The following is a 17,468-nucleotide window of genomic DNA, read 5'->3' as shown; positions in this document are numbered from 1 at the left end:
GCGTTGCGGTACGCCCGCCGCCGGGCCGTGGCAATCCGCGTCAGACGTCGACCCGGTCTTGCACGGCGTTGAGGATGCGGGCGAGGATCCGGCGGTGCCGTTCCAGCGCCTCGCAGGCGGCCGGATCGGTCAACGCGGCGACGGTGTTGTCGATCGCCTCCAGCACAAGCGTCCCGTCCCGCAGGACCGCCGGCAGACCGCCGCGACAGAATTGCGCCCGCAGATCCTCGCGCCACGTGGTCGTCAGTGCGGTCGTGCGGCCGGTCCGGACCGCCCATTCATCCACATGCCGCCGAATGTCTGTGAGTCCATCGTGCCACTCCACGATGAGCGCCACACCCGCAGGGTCGAGATCCGCCGGATCGATCCGCTCCAGCGCGCCCCGGACCCGACCGATCAACTTCCCCAAGGCAGCATCCGCCGCATCGCGCCGGCCACGCTCCTGCGCACCGGCCGCTTCCGTTGCGGCAAGCAGGCTCGCGGCCATCTGTGGCGGCGAGGCGGGTTCATTGGAATCGGTCATCGAGTCTCCTTGGCTCCATCAACGGGCTCGCGGAAGACACGGTTCCGAAAACGAAAAAGGGCGCCCCCGAAGGAGCGCCCTCTAGATATCCAGACGTCGCCCGCGTTCAGCCGACGATTTCGAGCCCGGAGAAGAAGTAGGCGATCTCCTCCTTCGCGGTGTCCGGGCCGTCGGAGCCGTGAACCGAATTCTCGCCGATCGACAGCGCGTATTCCTTGCGAATCGTGCCCGCATCGGCGTCGGCGGGGTTGGTGGCGCCCATTACTTCGCGGTTTTTCGCGATCGCGTTCTCGCCTTCGAGCACCTGCACGACGATCGGCTCGGACGACATGAACTCGCACAGCTCGTCGTAGAACGGCCGCTCCTTGTGGACTTCGTAAAACTTGCCCGCCTGCGCCTTCGTCAGGTGAATGCGCTTCTGCGCGACGACGCGCAGGCCCGCCTGCTCCAGCTTGGCGACGATCGCGCCGGTGAGGTTGCGGCGGGTGGCGTCGGGCTTGACGATGGAAAAGGTGCGTTCGATGGCCATCTCGGTCTCCTGGCTTGTATTTGGCCGGCCTGTAGCAGCGGCGGGGGGCGAAGGGAACCGGGTGTTGACGCGCGCCCGCCAAGGTCGCAGAGGGCGGTCATGCTGCAAATCACAGACCTCAATTACTCCGTCGCCGGCCGCCCCCTGTTCGAAGGGGCGAGCGCCGTAATCCCGGACGGCCACAAGGTTGGCCTCGTCGGCCGCAACGGAACCGGCAAGACGACCCTGTTCAAGCTGATCCGGGGCGAGCAGGTCCTCGACGGCGGCGAGATCGCCCTGCCGTCGCGCGCGCGGATCGGCGGCGTCGCACAGGAAGTGCCGTCGTCGGAAGTCACCGTCCTCCAGACCGTGCTCGACGCCGATGCGGAACGGGCCGAGTTGATGGCCGAGGCCGATAGCGCCACCGACCCGCACCGGATCGCCGAGGTGCAGGCGCGCCTGCAGGACATCGACGCATGGTCCGGCGAGGCGCGGGCGGCGTCGATCCTGCGTGGTCTGGGCTTCGACCCCGAGGCGCAGCAGCGTCCCTGCTCGGCCTATTCCGGCGGCTGGCGGATGCGCGTGGCGCTGGCGGGGGTTCTCTTCGCGCAGCCGGACCTGCTGCTGCTCGACGAGCCGACGAACTATCTCGACCTCGAAGGTGCGCTGTGGCTCGAGAGTTATCTGGCGCGCTATCCTCACACGGTCATCATCATCAGCCACGATCGCGGCCTCCTGAACCGGGCCGTGGGCGGGATCCTGCACCTCGAGGACAAGGGGCTGACCTACTACACCGGTCCCTACGACACCTTCGTGAAGATGCGCGCCGAAAAGCGGGCGGGTCAGGCCGCCGCCGCCGCCAAGCAGGAAACGCAGCGCGCGCATCTGCAAAGCTTCATCGACCGTTTCAAGGCCAAGGCCTCCAAGGCGAAGCAGGCGCAGAGCCGGGTCAAGATGCTGGAGCGGATGGAGACGATCCGCGCGCCAGAGGACGCGGCGCGCACGGTCTTCACCTTCCCGCAGCCCGAGGACCTGTCCCCCCCGATCCTGCGCCTCGACGGTGCGGCGGTCGGCTATGGCGGCGACCCGGTCCTCTCGCGGCTGAACCTGCGGATCGACCAAGACGACCGGATCGCGCTTCTGGGCCGCAACGGCGAAGGGAAATCCACGCTTTCCAAGCTGTTGTCGGACAGGCTTCAGGTGATGGACGGCCAGCGGATCGCGTCGGGAAAGCTGCGGATAGGGTACTTCGCCCAACATCAGGTGGACGAATTGCACGTGGACGAGACGCCGCTCGACCATATCCGCCGCGAGCGACCGGACGACGCGCCAGCCAAGCTGCGTGCACGGCTGGCATCGTTCGGGCTGGGTGCGGATCAGGCGGGCACGCTGGTCGGATCGCTGTCGGGCGGACAGAAGGCGCGGCTTTCGCTGCTGCTGGCCACGCTCGACGCACCGCACATGCTGATCCTCGACGAGCCGACGAACCACCTCGACATCGAAAGCCGCGAGGCGCTGATCGAGGCGCTGACGGCCTATACCGGCGCGGTCGTGCTGGTCAGCCACGATATGCACCTGCTCGGGCTGGTGGCCGACCGGCTGTGGCTGGTGAAGGGCGGCGCCGTCGGGCCGTATGACGGCGATCTGGAAAGCTATCGCAAGCTGCTTCTGTCGGGTGAAGAACGGCCCGCAAAGACTTCGGCCTCAAAGGAAAATCAGAAACCGCAACCGGCGTCGCGCGACCGGATCCTCGAACTGCGCGCGGAGGTCCGCAAGGCCGAGGCGCGGGTCGCGAAGATCTCCGAAATGCGCGACAAGCTGGCGAAGAAGCTGGCCGACCCCGCCCTCTATACCGACGACCGGGTGGGCGAACTGGAAACCTGGAACAAGAAATACGCCGAGGTCATGGAAGGCGCGGACCGTGCCGAGGCCATCTGGCTCAAGGCGATGGAAAGCCTCGAAAAAGCCGAAGCCAGATGAGCCAAGTCGAACTGATCACGGCGTTCGCCGCGCTCTTTGTCATCATCGACCCGATCGGGCTGGCGCCGATTTTTCTGGCACTGACCACCGGCATGTCGCCGCGTCGGAGACGCATCATCGGGATCCGGGCCTGTGCCATCGCGGCAGCCCTCCTCGTCGTCTTCGCGCTGGCCGGTGAGGCGGTGTTGAACTTCGTCGGGATCTCGATGCCCGCCTTCCGTATCGCAGGCGGCTTGCTCCTGTTCCTGACCGCCCTTGAGATGCTGTTCGAGAAGCGGACGCAGCGGCGCGAGGGACAGGCCGAGGAGCCGACCGACGACCCGTCCGTCTTTCCGCTGGCCCTGCCGCTGATTGCCGGGCCGGGCGCGATCGCGACGATGATCCTTCTGACCGACGGCGCGGCGGTGCTTGGTACGGCGCAGGCGATCGGAGTCATGCTCTCGGTCATCGCGGTGGTCTTCGGGCTGTTCCTCCTCGCCACGCCGATGGAGCGGCTTTTGGGTGCGACGGGGATCAACGTGGTCACGCGGCTTCTGGGGATGCTGCTCGCCGCGCTTTCGGTGCAGTTCGTGCTGGACGGTCTGGCCGACCTGCCTTGGACCGGGGGCCTGTGACACCTACATCCGGTGCATGACAGCGGACAACACAGCTTCCCTCATCTACCTCTCGCTCTTCGGCATCGTGATCGCCGGGGGCTACCTCGTGGCCAACCGCCAGCGTTTGTCGCAGGTCGCGCAGCAGGCGGCGATCTGGTTCTTCATCTTCGTCGGCGGCGTGCTCGTCTTCGGCTACTGGGAAGACATCAAGCAAGCCGCCCTGCCCCAGCAAACTGTTCTGACCGAAGTCGACGGCACCGTCGTCGAGGTGCCGCGCGGGCGCGGCGGGCATTACTTCATGACGCTGGAGGTCAACGGCACGCCGATCCAGTTCGTGGTCGATACCGGTGCCTCGGAAATCGTGCTGAGCCAGGCGGACGCCGTGCGTGCAGGCCTCGATCTTCAGACCCTGCGCTACATGGGCGAGGCGGCGACCGCGAACGGCATCGTCCGGACCGCGCCGGTCTGGCTCGACGAGGTGTCCCTCGGCGGGCTGACGGACGAAGGCGTGCGTGCCATCGTCAATGAGGGCGCGCTGAACCAGAGCCTCCTCGGCATGTCCTACCTGAACACGTTCGGACGGATAGAGATCGAGGATGGGACGCTACGCCTGATCCGCTGACCTGTGGGCGCCACGCGAACGGCCGGACGGAGACCCCACCCAAAGGATTGAAGATTTGCCCGCAAGGCGTCCTGCGGAGGCCAGAGCCTCGCCTCCGCCCGCTCAGACGTTACGCGACGCCTTCTCCTCCCACTTGCCGGATTCCTCCGACCAGTAGCGCGCGGAGCATCCGGCGTCGGTCAGCGCCTTCCATTGCGTGCGCGCCCGCGACAGCGCGTCACCATCCAGTCCGTCGAACAGGATGCATGTCCGGGTCATCTTCGTCACTTCGTCAGCATCGATTTCCGCACCATCCACGCCCATCAGGCAGACCGGATCGTTCGTCGCCACCCCGGTCGTCAGCAGGACCGGCTGGCGCGAATCGTGGGGCCCGCCCGCCCGGCCATGCGGCAGGAAGGCATCGTTCGGCCCCTGCCACAGCGCGGCGTCAAGCCGGTCAAGCCGCCCGGCATCGCGCCCGCGCAGCGCCACGCGCCAGCCTTGGGCCAGCGCGCGGGTCAGGAGCGGAGTCAGCGCCTCCTCCACCGACCGATTGGTCAGGTGGTAGAAATAGACGTCACCCACCCGCCGTCTCGTAGCTGTCGCGCACCAACCGGTCGAGCGCGCGCACGCCCCAGCCCGTCGCCCCGGCCGGTGCCAGCGCGGTGCCCCCCGAGACCGACGCCACACCCGCGATGTCCAGATGGATCCACGGCATGTCGTCCTTCACGAAGCGCTGCAGGAACTGCGCCGCGGTGATGGAGCCCGCCGGCCGGCCGCCGACGTTCTTCATATCCGCCACGCGCGACTTCAGAAGCTTGTCGTAGGCCTTGCCCAGAGGCATCCGCCACGCGCCCTCGCTCTCGCCCGCGGCGGCCCGCAGGAACGCATCGGCCAGGGTGTCGTCGTTGGAGAACACGCCCGCATTCTCGTGGCCGAGGCCGATGACGATGGCGCCGGTCAGCGTGGCGAGGTCGATCATCGCGGCGGGGGCGAACTTGTCCTGCGCATACCACATCACGTCGCACAGGACGAGCCGGCCTTCGGCATCGGTGTTGATGACCTCGATCGTGTCGCCCTTCATCGAGACGACCACATCGCCCGGCCGTTGCGCGCGGCCGTCGGGCATGTTCTCGACCAGCCCCACGAGGCCGACGACGTTGGCGGGCGCCTTTCGCGCGGCGAGCGTGTGCATCACTCCCGCGACGGTGCCGGCACCGCCCATATCCATCGTCATGTCCTCCATCCCCGCAGAGGGCTTCAGCGAAATCCCGCCCGTGTCGAAGGTCACGCCCTTGCCGACCAGCGCGAGGGGGGCCGCGTCGCCGCCGCCCTTCCACTGCATCGTGACGACCTTGGAGGGCTTCTCCGAGCCACGCCCCACGGCGAGCAGCGCGCGCATCCCGAGCTTCTCCAGCTCGTCCTCCTCCAGCACCTCGACCTCCACGCCGAGATCCCGAAGCTGCGTCAGGCGCTCGGCAAAGCTGACGGGGTCGAGGATGTTGGCCGGCATGTTGACCAGATCGCGGGTCAGGAATACGCCCTCCGCCTGCGCGCGCAGATCGGCGAACGCGGTCTCGTCCTCCTCGGGCGCCTTGGTCATCACGGTGATCGGGGCGACCTCCTCCTTGTCGCCGGTCTTGTGGTCGTCGAAGTCATAGCCGCGCAGCACCGCGCCGAAAGCCAGATCGCGAGCGGCCTTGTGCGCCCCCGCCAGCAGGGTGAGCGGCCGGGCCTTGCGCAGGGCCGAGAGCTTGGCACCCGCCTCCGTCGCCGTCTTCGCGTCGGACTTGCGGTCCAGCTTGACGAGCGCGACCGTGGACGCCGCAAGACCCGCGGGATAGCCAAGTTCCAGCACGTCGCCTTCGGAAAGCTTCTCGAACGCGGGCGATTCCACGGCCCGCGCGACCGCTCCCTTGGTCAGCCGCGAAAGCCGCCGCGCCTCGGCGCCGATCTTGCCGTCCGGGCCGACGATGGCGGCGATAACGCCCTCCGTTTCGGGCAGCGCGTCGAGGTCGATTGCGGCGAATGTGACGGAAGCGGGCTGGGTCATGTCTGTCTCCGAGTCTGATTTCGCCGCGACCCTAGGGCGCGCGCGCGCCGGTTTCCAGCGGGCATGACGAAGGGGGGCTTTGACGCCCCCGCCGGGGCCGCTAGGAAGGGCCCGCGGGCTGGCCGAAGGGGGGATCGCATGACGCTGTTCGATCGCTACCTCGCCGGGTCGCTCATGGTCTATTTCGGGTTCTTCAGCCTGGTGCTGGTCGCCGTCTATTGGGTGAACCGCGCGATCGGCCTGTTCGACCGCCTGATCGCGGGCGGGTCGAACCTGTGGACCTTCTTGGAATTCACGGCGCTGGCGCTGCCCAACGTTATTCACGTTGTCCTGCCGGTTTCGGCTTTGGTGGCGACGCTCTACGGCCTGAACCGCCTGTCCTCCGACAGCGAGCTGACCGTCGCCCGCACGACGGGGATCGGGCCGTGGCGGTTGGCCCGGCCGGTCCTGATCTTCGGTCTGGCCGTGGCGCTGATGGTTTCGGTGCTGGGGCACCTCCTGGTGCCGCTGTCACGTACGGCCCTGGCCGAGCGGGGCGACGAATTGAGCCGCGACATCACCGCGCGGTTCCTGCAGGAGGGGGAATTCCTGCACCCCGGCACCGGCATGACCGTCTATGTCCGCGAAATCACCGAACGCGGCGAGCTTCTGGGCCTGTTCCTCGAGGATCGGCGCAGCGAGGCGACGCGCACCGCCTACACCGCCGAAAGCGCCTATCTCGTTCGCGCAGGCAACGGAGGCGAGACGCGGCTGGTGATGCTGAACGGGATGGCGCAGACGCTGGATGTGGCGTCGCGGAACCTGGTGGTGACGCGGTTCGAGGATTTCGCCTACGACCTCGCCAGCCTGTCGCAAGGACGCAGCGGCGAGCGGCGGCGCGACCCGAGAGAGCTCTTCACACCCGCCCTTCTCGCCGCCGGCCCGGATGTGCAGGCGATGACAGGCGACGATGTGGCGGAACTTCGCTACGAGGGGCATGTCCGCTTCTCCGAGGCGATCTTCGCCCTCGCCCTGCCGCTCATGGCACTTGGTTTCCTGATGCTCGGCACCTATTCGCGGCTTGGCCTCTGGCGGCAGATCGTGGGCGCCGTGGTCGCGGCGGTCCTGCTGACCCTTCTGTCGAACATCGCCGAGAATGCGGCCCTGCAGGACGCGTCGTTGTGGTGGGCCATCTATCTGCCGGCTTTGCTGACGCTTGCACTCGGGGTCGGGCTCGTGTGGCGCGATACGCGGGGCAAGCGGCCTTGGCGCGGGGTCGCGGCATGATCCTGTCCCGCTATCTCGCGCGGCGGTTTGCGTGGCTCGTCTTCATCGTGTCGCTGGTCTTCACGGGTCTTCTCGTCCCGATCGACCTGATGGAGCAGTTGCGCCGCCTCGGCGACGACGGGGCGGGCGTGGGCGACGGGCTGCGGCTGGCTCTGCTGAACCTGCCCGCCGCGCTCTACCAGATCCTGCCGCTGATCGTGATCCTGTCGACGCTCGCGCTGTTCCTGTCGCTGGCGCGGTCGTCCGAGCTGGTGGTGATCCGGGCCGCGGGGCGTTCGGGTTTCCGCGCGGTCTGGGCGCCGGTCGCGGCGGCGCTGATGCTTGGGGTGGCGGCGCTGGCGGTGGTCAATCCGATCGTCGCGGCGACGCAGGGCATCTACGAGCGCGAGGTCGCGCAATGGCGGACCGGCGGCGGCACCTCCTCGATCCTATCGGTCAGCGAGGAGGGCGTGTGGCTGCGCCAGGGCGACGGGTCGGGACAGACGGTGATCCGGGCGGCCCGGTCGTCTCTGGACGGCACGATCCTGTTCGACGCCACGTTCATCGTCTTCGATGCGGACGGCACCCCGATCGAGCGGATCGACGTCGCGCGGGCTGAGCTGACGGAACGCGGCTGGCTTCTGGAGGACGCCAAGCGCTGGCCGCTCGGTGTCTCCGCCAACCCGGAGCGGGGCTCGCTGAACGTGCGGCAGATGACGCTGGCATCGACCCTCACACGCGCCCAGATCCGCGACAGCTTCGGCGTCCCCTCCTCCATCCCGATCTTCCAGCTGCCCGGCTTTATCGCGCAGCTCGACGCGGCGGGCTTTTCGGGACGCACGCACCGCGTCTGGCTGCAGATGGAGCTGGCGAACCCAATCATGCTGGCCGCGATGGTGATGATTGGCGCGGCCTTTTCAATGCGCCATGCGCGGGCGGGACGGTCGGGCGTGATGGTTCTGACCGCGCTGCTTCTGGGGTTCGGCGTCTTCTTCTTGCGCAATTTCGCGCAGGTTCTGGGCGAAAACGGACAGATCCCCGTCGTGTTGGCCGCCTGGGCGCCGCCGGTCGCGGCAATCCTGCTGGCCTCGGGGATCATCCTGCAACTGGAGGACGGCTGATGCGGGCCCTTCGCCTGATCTTCGCCTGGCTCGTCCTTTCCCTGCCCGCCCTGGCGCAGGAGGGGCCCGCCACGCTGGTCGCCGACCGGATCGATTTCGACCAAGACCGGCTCGTTGCGTCGGGCAAGGTCGAGATATTCGCCGACGGGCGCATCCTGCGGGCCGACCGGATCACCTACCTGCGCGACGAGGACCGCGTCATCGTCGACGGCGATGTGACGCTGATCGACGGGCCGGATACGGTGCTGGTCGCCGACTACGCGTCGCTCTCCGCGGATCTGCGCAACAGCGTGGTGCAAGGTGCGCGGCTGGTCCTCGACCGGCGGCTTCAGATTTCGGCGACCGAGGCCGCGACGGGCGCCGAAGGGCGGTACACAGAGCTTTACCAGACCGTCGCGTCATCCTGCACGGTCTGCGCCGAGAACCCCGTGCCGCTGTGGCAGATCCGCGCCCGCCGCATCGTCCACGACAAGGAGGAGGGGCAGCTCTACTTCGAGGGCGCACGGTTCGAGGTGGCGGGCGTGCCGGTGGCGTGGCTTCCGACGCTGCGCCTGCCCGATCCGACGGTCATGCGCTCGCGCGGTCTTCTCGCGCCGCGTTTCACGACCGACGACCAGCTCGGGACCGGTGTCACGCTGCCGTATTTCATCCCCCTCGGCCCGTCGCGCGACATCACGCTGTCGCCCTTCGTGACCAACCGCGAAGCCCGCGCCCTCGGCTTCCGCTACCGGCAGGCTTTCGACAACGGCGCGGTCGAGGCGATCGGCGCGCTCGCCACCGATCAGGTCCGGCCCGACGAGACGCGCGGCTACCTGTTCGCCGACGGCACCTTCGCATTGCCGCGGGATTACCGGCTCGATTTCGACCTGCAACTGGTCACCGACGATACCTACCTGCTGGATTACGGGATCGACGAACGTGACCGACTCGAGAGCAGTCTTTCCATCGGCCGCATCGACCGTGATGATCTGTTCGTCGCGGAGATCGTCGCCTTCAACACCCTGCGCGCGGACGAGCAAAATCGTTATCTCCCCACGCCGGTCCTGACGGTAGAGAGGACGCGCCGCGTTCCGCGTGAGGTCTATGGCGGCCAACTCATCTGGACGCTTCAGGCCCATGCGCGCCGGCGTGCGGCCAGCGAGATTCCGGCGGACGGGCCGGACAATGCCGCGCGCGACGTGCGACGGCTTTCGGCGGGGCTCGACTGGCGGCGCAGCGAAATCACGGCGGACGGCTTCGTCCTGACGGGGCTCGCGGGCTTCCACCTCGACACCTACCACGTCACCGACGACCCGACCTTCGAGGACCGTCTCTTCGCCCGCGCCGTGCCCTATGCGGGGTTGGAGGTGCGCCTGCCGCTGGCCCGGCGCGATCCCGGCGGCGTGCGCCACGTGATCGAGCCGGTGGCGCAGGTGATCCTGGCGCCCACCAACGTCTCGCGCACGCCGAACGAGGACAGCCTCACCCCCGAATTCGACGAGGGTAACCTGTTCTCGCCCAACCGCTTTCCCGGGCGCGACACGCGCGAACTGGGCAACCGCCTGAACGCGGGCGTCAGCTATACGCGCTACGACCCGACCGGCTGGAACCTTGGGGGGACGGTCGGCCGCGTCTGGCGTGCCGAGGATCTCGAGCAGTTCCGCGACGGCACCGGTCTTGGCGGCACCGCCTCCGATTGGCTTGTGTCGGTCGAGGCGGAGTGGCGCGACGCCTTTCTGGTCATGAACCGGTCGCTGTTCTCCGACGCGTTTTCCTTCTCTTCCTCCGAGACGATCCTGAGATGGAGCGGCCCGCGCCACGCCCTCTCGACGCGTTACACGTGGCTCGACGAGGATGTCGGCGCCGAACGGTTCAGCAATACCGGCGAATGGGAGGTCGACGCGGCCTACGACCTGGCTCGCGACTGGACGGGCCGCGTCAACTGGCGTTATGACTTCGTCGATGATGAGGCCAGCCGCGCCGGTCTGGGCCTGACCTACCGGTCGGATTGCGTCACGGTGGATTTCGACGTGGAGCGGCGCTTTACCTCCTCCGATGACCTTGAACCCACAACACGGTTCGGGCTGGGGGTGGAGTTGGCAGGGTTCGGCGCGGATGATCGCCCGGTGAAACGGCGGCGCTGCGGATTGTGAGGGGCGGGCGATGACGAGACTTCTGGTGGCGGCCCTTGCGGCCTTTCTGGCTTTTGGCGCCCCCGCCATGGCGCAGAACCCGTTTTCGGCGGCGGCCAAGGTGAACGGCAACGCGATCACCAATTACGAGGTGCAGCAGCGCGCGCTTTTCCTGTCGCTTCTGCGCGCGCCCGGGGCCGATGTCGAAAGCGTGACCCGGACGCTGGTGGATGAGCGGCTGCAGGCGCAGGCAGCCCGCGCCGCCGGGATTGAGGTCGCCGATGACGCGCTCCAGGCCGGGCTGTCGGAATTTGCGGGCCGCGCGAACCTGCCCGTCGAGGAATTTGTCGCCGCGCTCGGACGCGCCGGCGTGGCGCAGGAGACGTTCCGCGACTTCGTGCGCAACGGCCTGCTCTGGCGGCAACTCGTGCAGCGACGTTTCGGTCCGGATGCCCGTCCTTCGGAGGCGGAGGTGACGCGCACCCTGTCCTATGGCGAGCGCGGTGATGTGCGGCTGCTCCTCTCCGAGATCGCCTTGCCCCTGACGCCCGAGACACAGGAACAGGTTGCCGCCCTGGCGGACCGCCTTTCCAACGAAATCCGTAGCGAGGCCGCGTTCGCGCAGGCCGCGCGCACGTATTCGCGCTCCACCACGGCGCAAGCGGGCGGGCGCCTCGACTGGGTGAGTCTGTCGGAAATCTCCCCCGCCATTGCCGGTCAGGTCCTGACACTGGAACCGGGCGAGGTGTCGGACCCGGTCAATCTCGGCGGCTTCATCGCGCTGTTCCAATTGCGCGGCCTCGACGAGACGGGCGGCGCCCCGCGCGAGGGACCGACCGTGGATTACGCCGAATACCTCATCCCCGGCGGCCGCAGCCCCGAAGCGCTGAGCACCGCGGGGCAGCTGCGGGCGCGGGTCGACACCTGCGACGATCTCTACGGCATTGCGCAGGGCGAGCCGGCGGAACGGCTGATCCGCGAGACGCGCGATGTTTCAGCCCTGCCCGCCGATCTGCGGCAGGAACTCGGCCGCCTCGATCCGGGCGAGGTGTCGACCCGGCTGACGGCGGGAGGCAACCTGCGCTTCGTGATGCTCTGCGAACGCCCGGTCGCGCCGTCGGAGGACATGTTCCAGGCCGTCGGTCAGCAGATCCTCAACCAGCGCCTGACCAGCTACGCGCAGAGCTATCTCGACGAACTGCGCGCCGATGCCGTCATCTCCTATGAATGAGCGCCCCCCGCTCGCCGTGACCTGCGGCGAACCCGCGGGCGTCGGGCCGGAGATCGTCGCCAAGGCGCGCGCGCTCACCGCGGGCGTGCCGTTCTTCGTGCTGGGAAACCCGGACCATTTCGCGGGTTTCGGCGTCGAAACGCGCGTGATCGCGGCGCCGGAGGAAGCCACGCCCGACGCGCTCTGCATCCTGCCGCACGATGTGCCCGGTCCGGCACGACCCGGTCGCCCCGATCCTGCGCAGGCGCCGGGGATCGTCTCCTCCATCGCACGGGCCGTCGAACTGGCGAGTTCGGGCGCGGCTTCGGGGGTGGTGACCGCGCCGATCCATAAGAAGGCGCTCAAGGACGGCGCGGCCTTTCCGCATCCCGGCCACACCGAATATCTGGCCGCCTTGGCGGGCGGGGCAAATGTCGTGATGATGCTGGCTTGCGATGCGCTCCGCGTGGTGCCCGCGACCATTCACATCGCGTTGTCGGATGTGCCCGCCGCGCTGACGCCCGATGCGCTCGAGACCGCCCTGCGCGTGACGCATGCGGGACTGGTGCGCGATTTCGGCCTCGCGCGGCCACGGATCGCGGTTGCGGGTCTCAACCCGCATGCCGGCGAGGGCGGCACGATGGGCCAGCAGGAGGTGGACTGGATCACCGGCCTCGTCGCCCGGCTTGCGCCGGAACTGGGCTGTTTCGGCCCGCTTCCCGCCGACACGATGTTTCACGAAGCTGCGCGCGCACGATACGATGCGGCCGTCTGCATGTACCACGATCAGGCGCTGATCCCGATCAAGACGATCGACTTTGCGGGCGGCGTGAATGTCACGCTCGGCCTGCCGTTCATTCGGACCTCCCCCGATCACGGCACCGCCTTCGACATCGCGGGCACCGGCCGCGCCGACCCGACATCGATGCAGGCGGCAATCCGCATGGCATGGGACATGGCCGGGCGGAGAGGTCGCGAGGTTTGAGCCGGATCGACGACCTGCCGCCGTTGCGCGACGTCATCGCGGCGCATGATCTGCGCGCGAAGAAGTCGATGGGTCAGAACTTCCTGCTCGACCTGAACCTGACGGCGCGCATTGCACGCGTCGGCGGGCCGCTCGACGGCGTCGACGTGCTGGAGGTCGGACCGGGCCCCGGCGGGCTCACGCGCGGATTGCTGGCTGAGGGCGCGCGGCGGGTTCTGGCCATCGAGAAGGACGCCCGTTGCCTGCCCGCGCTGGCCGAGATTGCCGCGCATTATCCGGGGCGATTGGAGGTCGTGAACGGCGACGCGCTGGAGGTCGATGCCGCCGCGCGGCTGGCCGCTCCGTGGCGAGTCGTCGCGAACCTGCCCTACAATGTGGGAACGGAGCTTCTGGTGCGCTGGCTAACGCCGCCGGAATGGCCGCCCGCGTGGCAGAGCCTGACGCTGATGTTTCAGCGCGAGGTCGCGGAGCGGATCGTGGCCACGCCGGGATCGAAGGCCTACGGCCGGCTCGCTGTGCTTGCGCAATGGCGTTGCGATACGCGGATCGCGATGACGCTGCCGCCCGAGGCATTCACCCCGCCGCCCAAGGTCTCGTCGGCGGTCGTGCATCTGACCGCCCTGCCCGCGCCCCGCTTCGCCGCCGATCCTGCCGTTTTGGAACGAGTGGTGGCCAAGGGGTTCAATCAGCGGCGCAAAATGCTGCGTGCCGCCCTCAAGGGGCTGGTGCCGGATGTGGAGGATCGGCTGCGCGCGGCCGGACTCAATCCGACCGACCGGGCCGAGCAGGTGCCGCTCGAAGGATGGTGCGCGCTGGCCCGCGAAGTAAAACGCGCCTGAAACCCGGCCTCGCCGGGCTTCGGACGCATCGGTTCAGTCGCTGCTTTCCGCTTCGGCGGGCGTGTCGCCCTTGGTCACGGTCTCGTCCTTGGCGGGGGCTTCACCCTTTACCGCGGCTTCGCCTTCGACGGCGGCCGGCGCCTTGCGGCGCGTACGGGTGCGCTTGGGCTTCTCGGGCTTCGGCTGCGGCTCGGTGACGTCGCTCTCCGGCGTCTCGACCGGGCCGGAGGCGGCCGCTGCCGGCGGCTCCGAGGGCTGCTCTGAGGACTGATCGACGGGCTTGGCCTCGCGCGGCGCGCGATCCTTGCGACGATTTCCACCCTGCTTGCCACCACCCTGCGGAGCCGCATTTTGCGAATCGTCCTGCTGGTTGCCTTCGCCGCGGGTCTGCTGGTTCTCGCCACGCCCCTGCTGACCGTCACCTCGGCCTTGCTGACCGTCACTGCGGCCCTGCTGGTTGTCTTGGCCACCCTGCTGGTTAGCCTGCCCGCCCTGCTGGTTGCCTTGGCCACTTTGCTGGTTCTGCTGCTGCCGCGCATCTATCTCTTTTTGAGCCGCGGCCAGCATACGGGTGTAATGCTCGGAATGCTGCTGGAAATTCTCGACGGCGACGCGGTCGCCCGAAAGTTGCGCATCGCGGGCCAGCTGGTTGTACTTCTCGATGACCTGCGCAGGCGTGCCGCGCACCTTGCCTTCGGGGCCGGAGCTGTCGAACACGCGGTTGACAATATTCCCGCCGCTGTTCGGGTTGCGGTTACGGTTCTTGTTCCGCGAACGGGACTTACTGCTTCTCATGCGAATAATTATCCGATGGTTATTGCCGGGGACCGTGCCCGTCATACGGGTCGACTGGGTCCGGGGTGATCGGGCGGTGCAACCGGGACGCGCGCTGCGTCGTTCGCTGGATGCCCTGTCGTTATGGGTTCCGCTCCCGGGGTTTACAAGCGGATTCGCCCCGGTCGGCGGGTTTTTTCCGCCGAAACGACGCGGTCGTGGCCATTCAGGTCCCGCGAACGGGTGATTTCGACCAATCCGGCTTCGCCGAACAACGTTTCCACCGCCGCGCCCTGCCCTGTCCCGATCTCGACGATCAGCCGACCGCCGGGGACGAGGTGCTCAGGTGCGTCGCGCGCAATGATGCGGTAGGCATCCAACCCGTCACCGCCGGGCGTGAGAGCGATTTGGGGCTCCCACTCCCGGACTTCGGGCTGCAAATCCGCCATCTCGTCCTCGGCAATGTAGGGAGGATTGGAGACGATGAGGTCAAACCGCCCCTGAACCTCGGCAAGCCAGTCCGAGCGGATCAGCTCCGCACGTTCGGCCAAGTCCAGCCGCGCCGCATTGCGGGCAGCGACGGCCAGCGCGGCGCCGGAGATGTCCGTGCCGACTCCGACCGCACGCTCCCGCTCGGCCAAGAGCGACAGCAGGATACAGCCCGACCCCGTCCCGAGATCGAGCACACGGTCGAATGACACCGTAAGCGCCGCCTCGATCAGCGTCTCGGTATCCGGGCGGGGGTCGAGCACATCGGGCCCGACCTCGAATTCGTGGTTCCAGAAGGCCCGCCGCCCGAGGATATGCGACACCGGTTCACGCGCCACGCGCCGCGCGATTGCCGCATCCAGGGCCGGGCCGTTGAAATGCCGGGCAAGCCGCGCCGCATCGCCCGCCGGGTTCGGCACCCCTGCCGCGCGCAGGCGCGCAACGGCGTCGCTCATCCCGCCATCTCGGCCAGCTGCTGCGCCTGCAGGTCGGCGGTCAGGGCGTCGATCACCTCGTCGAGGTCCCCCTGCATCACCGCCTCCAGCCGGTAGAGCGTGAGATTGATCCGGTGATCCGTCATGCGCCCCTGCGGGAAGTTATACGTCCGGATCCGTTCGCTGCGGTCGCCCGTCCCGACCTGCGCGCGCCGGTCGGCCGAGCGCTCGGCATCTGCGGCCGCGCGCTGCGCCTCGTAGAGCTTGGCACGCAGGACATTCATCGCGATCTCGCGGTTGCGGTGCTGCGATTTCTCGCTGCTCGTCACCACAAGCCCCGTGGGCAGGTGCGTGATGCGTACCGCCGAATCGGTCGTATTGACGTGCTGCCCGCCGGCGCCCGACGCGCGCATCGTGTCGATGCGGATGTCGGATTGCGGGATGTCGATCTCGACCGCCTCGGCCTCCGGCAGCACGGCAACGGTGGCGGCCGAGGTGTGGATGCGGCCGCCGCTCTCGGTCGCGGGAACGCGCTGTACACGGTGGACGCCGCTTTCGAATTTGAGGCGCGCGAAGACGTTCTCCCCCTCGATCCGCGCGACGAGATCCCGCACGCCGCCGAGATCCGATTCCTGCCGCTCGACGATCTCCACCCGCCAGCCGCGACCTTCGGCATAGCGGCGATACATCGCCTCGAGGTCGCCGGCGAACAGCGCCGCCTCCTCGCCCCCGGTGCCGGGCCGGATCTCCAGGATCGCAGGCCGCGAATCGGCCGCATCCTTCGGCAACAGCGCGATCTGCAGCGACCGCGCGGCCGCTTCGTGCGCCTCGCGCAGATCGGGCAACTCCGCCTCAGCCAATTCGCGCATTTCAGGATCGGACAGCATCGCCTCCGCCTCGTCGATCTGAAGCGCCAGCGCGCGCAGGCGGCGGATCTCCTCGACCACGGGCCGCAGCTCGGAATATTCGCGCGACAGGGGGCCGATTTCCTCGGCCGCGGGACCGGCATTCATCCGCGCCTCGACGAATTCGAAACGGGCCACGATCTGGTCGAGGCGGTCTTGGGGAAGGGTCGGCGCATCCATGCCCGGCGTGATGCGGCGCGGACCCGGCGCGGTCAAGCCTCGCGGCAGTAGCGGGTGAGCGCGCGGTAGTTCTTGCGCGGCCCGACCACACGCCAACGCACGGACCAATGCGGCCAAGCGGCGAAGTCGTATCGCAACTCGTACAGGTCGGGCGCGCAATCGTGGCGGCTCGTTCCCCCGTCGATCACGTGGAAGGGCCGGCCATCGGCGAAGCGGACGTCGATCGCCCCGGCAGTCGCGCGCCACAGCGTCTCACGCCGTGCGGCGAAGGGCCGGCCATCCTGCTCCAGCATCCCCTCCTCCACGCAGCGGAGGCCAACGCCCTCGGCCAGCCATTCCGCGGTACCGCGCATCCGGGCGGTGCCGCCATCGGCATGCCGGATCACGCGGGCAATCCGCCAGCGCCCGGCCAGCGCGGCAAGACGTTCGTTCGGCTTCATTGCGTCAGCAAAACGGCGGCCAGCACCCAAAGCGCGTGGCCGCCGAAGATCACGAGCGCGCAGAAGACGGCGAAACTGCCCAGATCCTTCGCGTCACGACCGTATTCGCTGATCTCCGGAGAGAGCCGGTCGACCGTCAGCTCTATCGCGCTGTTGAGCGCCTCGACCGCCAGCGAAGCCACGAAGAGCGCCAGCATCACCGCCCACTGATCCAGCCCCACCCCGGCGAGCGCGAACGCGATCGACGTCACCACGCCCAGCCAGACCTGCAATTGCGCCGCCCGCTGCCGCAAAAGGAATCGTCCGCCGGCGATCGAATAGCCGAGTGTCGCGAACAGATGCAGGTGGACGGGCTTTGTGCTTTTTGCCGGCGGCGTCGGCGGGGTCATCGGCGGTTCCTTGCAGGGCGAATGTGCGCACCCTATGACGCACGCGACCTTACCGCCAGACGCGCCCCCACCGAAAGGCTCTGCC

18 protein-coding genes are annotated in these 17,468 nt (G+C 68.3%); 9 read left to right on the top strand and 9 right to left on the bottom strand.

All coding sequences use genetic code 11. The features are described 5' to 3' along the window. Positions 1 to 40: 40 nt before the first annotated feature. Entirely contained in the window at positions 41 to 523 is a 483-nt protein-coding gene (locus tag JSE7799_RS11900) for a hypothetical protein (RefSeq protein WP_055663803.1), read from the bottom strand. A gap of 106 nt (positions 524 to 629) precedes the next feature. Beyond that, on the bottom strand, positions 630 to 1,052 hold the full coding sequence (ndk, locus tag JSE7799_RS11895; RefSeq protein WP_055663802.1) for a nucleoside-diphosphate kinase: 423 nt from the start codon (positions 1,050 to 1,052) through the stop codon (positions 630 to 632). Positions 1,053 to 1,151: 99 nt separating this feature from the next. Between ndk and JSE7799_RS11890 the strand changes: the two genes are divergently transcribed. From JSE7799_RS11890 to JSE7799_RS11880, 3 genes are read left to right on the top strand one after another with little or no spacing between them, the layout of a single operon-like run. Next, the gene (locus JSE7799_RS11890; RefSeq protein WP_055663801.1) at positions 1,152 to 3,011 is read left to right on the top strand and encodes an ABC-F family ATP-binding cassette domain-containing protein; all 1,860 of its coding nucleotides are present in this window, start codon (positions 1,152 to 1,154) and stop codon (positions 3,009 to 3,011) included. Then, positions 3,008 to 3,625 carry a MarC family protein gene (locus JSE7799_RS11885; protein ID WP_055663800.1) on the top strand — a complete coding sequence of 206 codons (618 nt, stop codon included), beginning with the start codon at positions 3,008 to 3,010 and terminating at the stop codon, positions 3,623 to 3,625. The genes JSE7799_RS11890 and JSE7799_RS11885 overlap by 4 nt, the downstream gene beginning before the upstream one ends. Positions 3,626 to 3,641: 16 nt before the next feature. After that, entirely contained in the window at positions 3,642 to 4,229 is a 588-nt protein-coding gene (locus tag JSE7799_RS11880; RefSeq protein ID WP_055663799.1) for a retropepsin-like aspartic protease family protein, read from the top strand. Between the two features lie 102 nt (positions 4,230 to 4,331). On the opposite strand, the gene JSE7799_RS11875 is transcribed toward JSE7799_RS11880, so the two are convergent. Beyond that, the gene (locus JSE7799_RS11875; protein ID WP_055663798.1) at positions 4,332 to 4,793 is read right to left on the bottom strand and encodes a DNA polymerase III subunit chi; all 462 of its coding nucleotides are present in this window, start codon (positions 4,791 to 4,793) and stop codon (positions 4,332 to 4,334) included. Then, a complete protein-coding gene (locus tag JSE7799_RS11870) occupies positions 4,786 to 6,261 on the bottom strand; it encodes a leucyl aminopeptidase (RefSeq protein WP_055663797.1) in 1,476 nt (491 codons plus the stop codon). Before JSE7799_RS11870 ends, JSE7799_RS11875 begins: the two co-directional genes overlap by 8 nt. Before the next feature lie 138 nt (positions 6,262 to 6,399). Here JSE7799_RS11870 and lptF point away from each other — a divergent pair, with 138 nt between their 5' ends. Genes lptF through rsmA form a run of 6 tightly spaced genes read left to right on the top strand, consistent with a single transcriptional unit; the run spans position 6,400 to position 13,772 of the window. Next, positions 6,400 to 7,527, top strand: coding sequence for an LPS export ABC transporter permease LptF (gene lptF / locus JSE7799_RS11865; RefSeq protein WP_055663796.1), 1,128 nt, complete (start codon positions 6,400 to 6,402; stop codon positions 7,525 to 7,527). Then, entirely contained in the window at positions 7,524 to 8,627 is a 1,104-nt protein-coding gene (gene lptG / locus JSE7799_RS11860; protein WP_055663843.1) for an LPS export ABC transporter permease LptG, read from the top strand. The genes lptF and lptG overlap by 4 nt, the downstream gene beginning before the upstream one ends. Then, on the top strand, positions 8,627 to 10,759 hold the full coding sequence (locus JSE7799_RS11855; RefSeq protein WP_055663795.1) for an LPS-assembly protein LptD: 2,133 nt from the start codon (positions 8,627 to 8,629) through the stop codon (positions 10,757 to 10,759). The genes lptG and JSE7799_RS11855 overlap by 1 nt, the downstream gene beginning before the upstream one ends. A gap of 10 nt (positions 10,760 to 10,769) precedes the next feature. Beyond that, positions 10,770 to 11,969 carry a peptidylprolyl isomerase gene (locus JSE7799_RS11850; protein ID WP_055663794.1) on the top strand — a complete coding sequence of 400 codons (1,200 nt, stop codon included), beginning with the start codon at positions 10,770 to 10,772 and terminating at the stop codon, positions 11,967 to 11,969. Then, entirely contained in the window at positions 11,962 to 12,933 is a 972-nt protein-coding gene (gene pdxA / locus JSE7799_RS11845; RefSeq protein ID WP_055663793.1) for a 4-hydroxythreonine-4-phosphate dehydrogenase PdxA, read from the top strand. The genes JSE7799_RS11850 and pdxA overlap by 8 nt, the downstream gene beginning before the upstream one ends. Next, the gene (rsmA, locus tag JSE7799_RS11840) at positions 12,930 to 13,772 is read left to right on the top strand and encodes a 16S rRNA (adenine(1518)-N(6)/adenine(1519)-N(6))-dimethyltransferase RsmA (RefSeq protein WP_055663792.1); all 843 of its coding nucleotides are present in this window, start codon (positions 12,930 to 12,932) and stop codon (positions 13,770 to 13,772) included. The genes pdxA and rsmA overlap by 4 nt, the downstream gene beginning before the upstream one ends. Before the next feature lie 33 nt (positions 13,773 to 13,805). Here the strand turns inward: rsmA and JSE7799_RS11835 are convergent, their stop codons facing one another. The 5 genes from JSE7799_RS11835 to JSE7799_RS11815 form a co-directional block, all read right to left on the bottom strand. Further along, positions 13,806 to 14,612: a DUF4167 domain-containing protein gene (locus JSE7799_RS11835; protein ID WP_245624871.1), complete on the bottom strand. Its 807-nt coding sequence runs from the start codon at positions 14,610 to 14,612 to the stop codon at positions 13,806 to 13,808. Positions 14,613 to 14,710: 98 nt separating this feature from the next. Continuing rightward, positions 14,711 to 15,490, bottom strand: a complete 780-nt coding sequence (prmC, locus tag JSE7799_RS11830; protein ID WP_055663791.1) for a peptide chain release factor N(5)-glutamine methyltransferase — start codon at positions 15,488 to 15,490, stop codon at positions 14,711 to 14,713. After that, on the bottom strand, positions 15,487 to 16,554 hold the full coding sequence (prfA, locus tag JSE7799_RS11825; protein ID WP_055663841.1) for a peptide chain release factor 1: 1,068 nt from the start codon (positions 16,552 to 16,554) through the stop codon (positions 15,487 to 15,489). The genes prmC and prfA overlap by 4 nt, the downstream gene beginning before the upstream one ends. Positions 16,555 to 16,586: 32 nt before the next feature. Continuing rightward, positions 16,587 to 16,994: a DUF6314 family protein gene (locus JSE7799_RS11820; protein WP_055663790.1), complete on the bottom strand. Its 408-nt coding sequence runs from the start codon at positions 16,992 to 16,994 to the stop codon at positions 16,587 to 16,589. After that, on the bottom strand, positions 16,991 to 17,383 hold the full coding sequence (locus tag JSE7799_RS11815) for a diacylglycerol kinase (protein ID WP_055663789.1): 393 nt from the start codon (positions 17,381 to 17,383) through the stop codon (positions 16,991 to 16,993). The genes JSE7799_RS11820 and JSE7799_RS11815 overlap by 4 nt, the downstream gene beginning before the upstream one ends. Positions 17,384 to 17,468 lie beyond the last annotated feature (85 nt).

Source organism: Jannaschia seosinensis, assembly GCF_001408515.1.
In the GTDB taxonomy this organism is placed as follows: domain Bacteria; phylum Pseudomonadota; class Alphaproteobacteria; order Rhodobacterales; family Rhodobacteraceae; genus Jannaschia; species Jannaschia seosinensis.
The sequence above is the reverse complement of the archived record's forward strand: the minus strand, read 5'-3'. Positions and strand labels throughout refer to the sequence as shown.

Coding starts and splice junctions, on each gene's coding strand:
- JSE7799_RS11900 (WP_055663803.1), bottom strand. CDS start 523: ATGACCGATTCCAATGAACCCGCCTCGCCGCCACAGATGGCCGCGAGC.
- ndk (WP_055663802.1), bottom strand. CDS start 1,052: ATGGCCATCGAACGCACCTTTTCCATCGTCAAGCCCGACGCCACCCGC.
- JSE7799_RS11890 (WP_055663801.1), top strand. CDS start 1,152: ATGCTGCAAATCACAGACCTCAATTACTCCGTCGCCGGCCGCCCCCTG.
- JSE7799_RS11885 (WP_055663800.1), top strand. CDS start 3,008: ATGAGCCAAGTCGAACTGATCACGGCGTTCGCCGCGCTCTTTGTCATC.
- JSE7799_RS11880 (WP_055663799.1), top strand. CDS start 3,642: ATGACAGCGGACAACACAGCTTCCCTCATCTACCTCTCGCTCTTCGGC.
- JSE7799_RS11870 (WP_055663797.1), bottom strand. CDS start 6,261: ATGACCCAGCCCGCTTCCGTCACATTCGCCGCAATCGACCTCGACGCG.
- lptF (WP_055663796.1), top strand. CDS start 6,400: ATGACGCTGTTCGATCGCTACCTCGCCGGGTCGCTCATGGTCTATTTC.
- lptG (WP_055663843.1), top strand. CDS start 7,524: ATGATCCTGTCCCGCTATCTCGCGCGGCGGTTTGCGTGGCTCGTCTTC.
- JSE7799_RS11855 (WP_055663795.1), top strand. CDS start 8,627: ATGCGGGCCCTTCGCCTGATCTTCGCCTGGCTCGTCCTTTCCCTGCCC.
- JSE7799_RS11850 (WP_055663794.1), top strand. CDS start 10,770: ATGACGAGACTTCTGGTGGCGGCCCTTGCGGCCTTTCTGGCTTTTGGC.
- pdxA (WP_055663793.1), top strand. CDS start 11,962: ATGAATGAGCGCCCCCCGCTCGCCGTGACCTGCGGCGAACCCGCGGGC.
- JSE7799_RS11835 (WP_245624871.1), bottom strand. CDS start 14,612: ATGACGGGCACGGTCCCCGGCAATAACCATCGGATAATTATTCGCATG.
- prmC (WP_055663791.1), bottom strand. CDS start 15,490: ATGAGCGACGCCGTTGCGCGCCTGCGCGCGGCAGGGGTGCCGAACCCG.
- prfA (WP_055663841.1), bottom strand. CDS start 16,554: ATGGATGCGCCGACCCTTCCCCAAGACCGCCTCGACCAGATCGTGGCC.
- JSE7799_RS11820 (WP_055663790.1), bottom strand. CDS start 16,994: ATGAAGCCGAACGAACGTCTTGCCGCGCTGGCCGGGCGCTGGCGGATT.
- JSE7799_RS11815 (WP_055663789.1), bottom strand. CDS start 17,383: ATGACCCCGCCGACGCCGCCGGCAAAAAGCACAAAGCCCGTCCACCTG.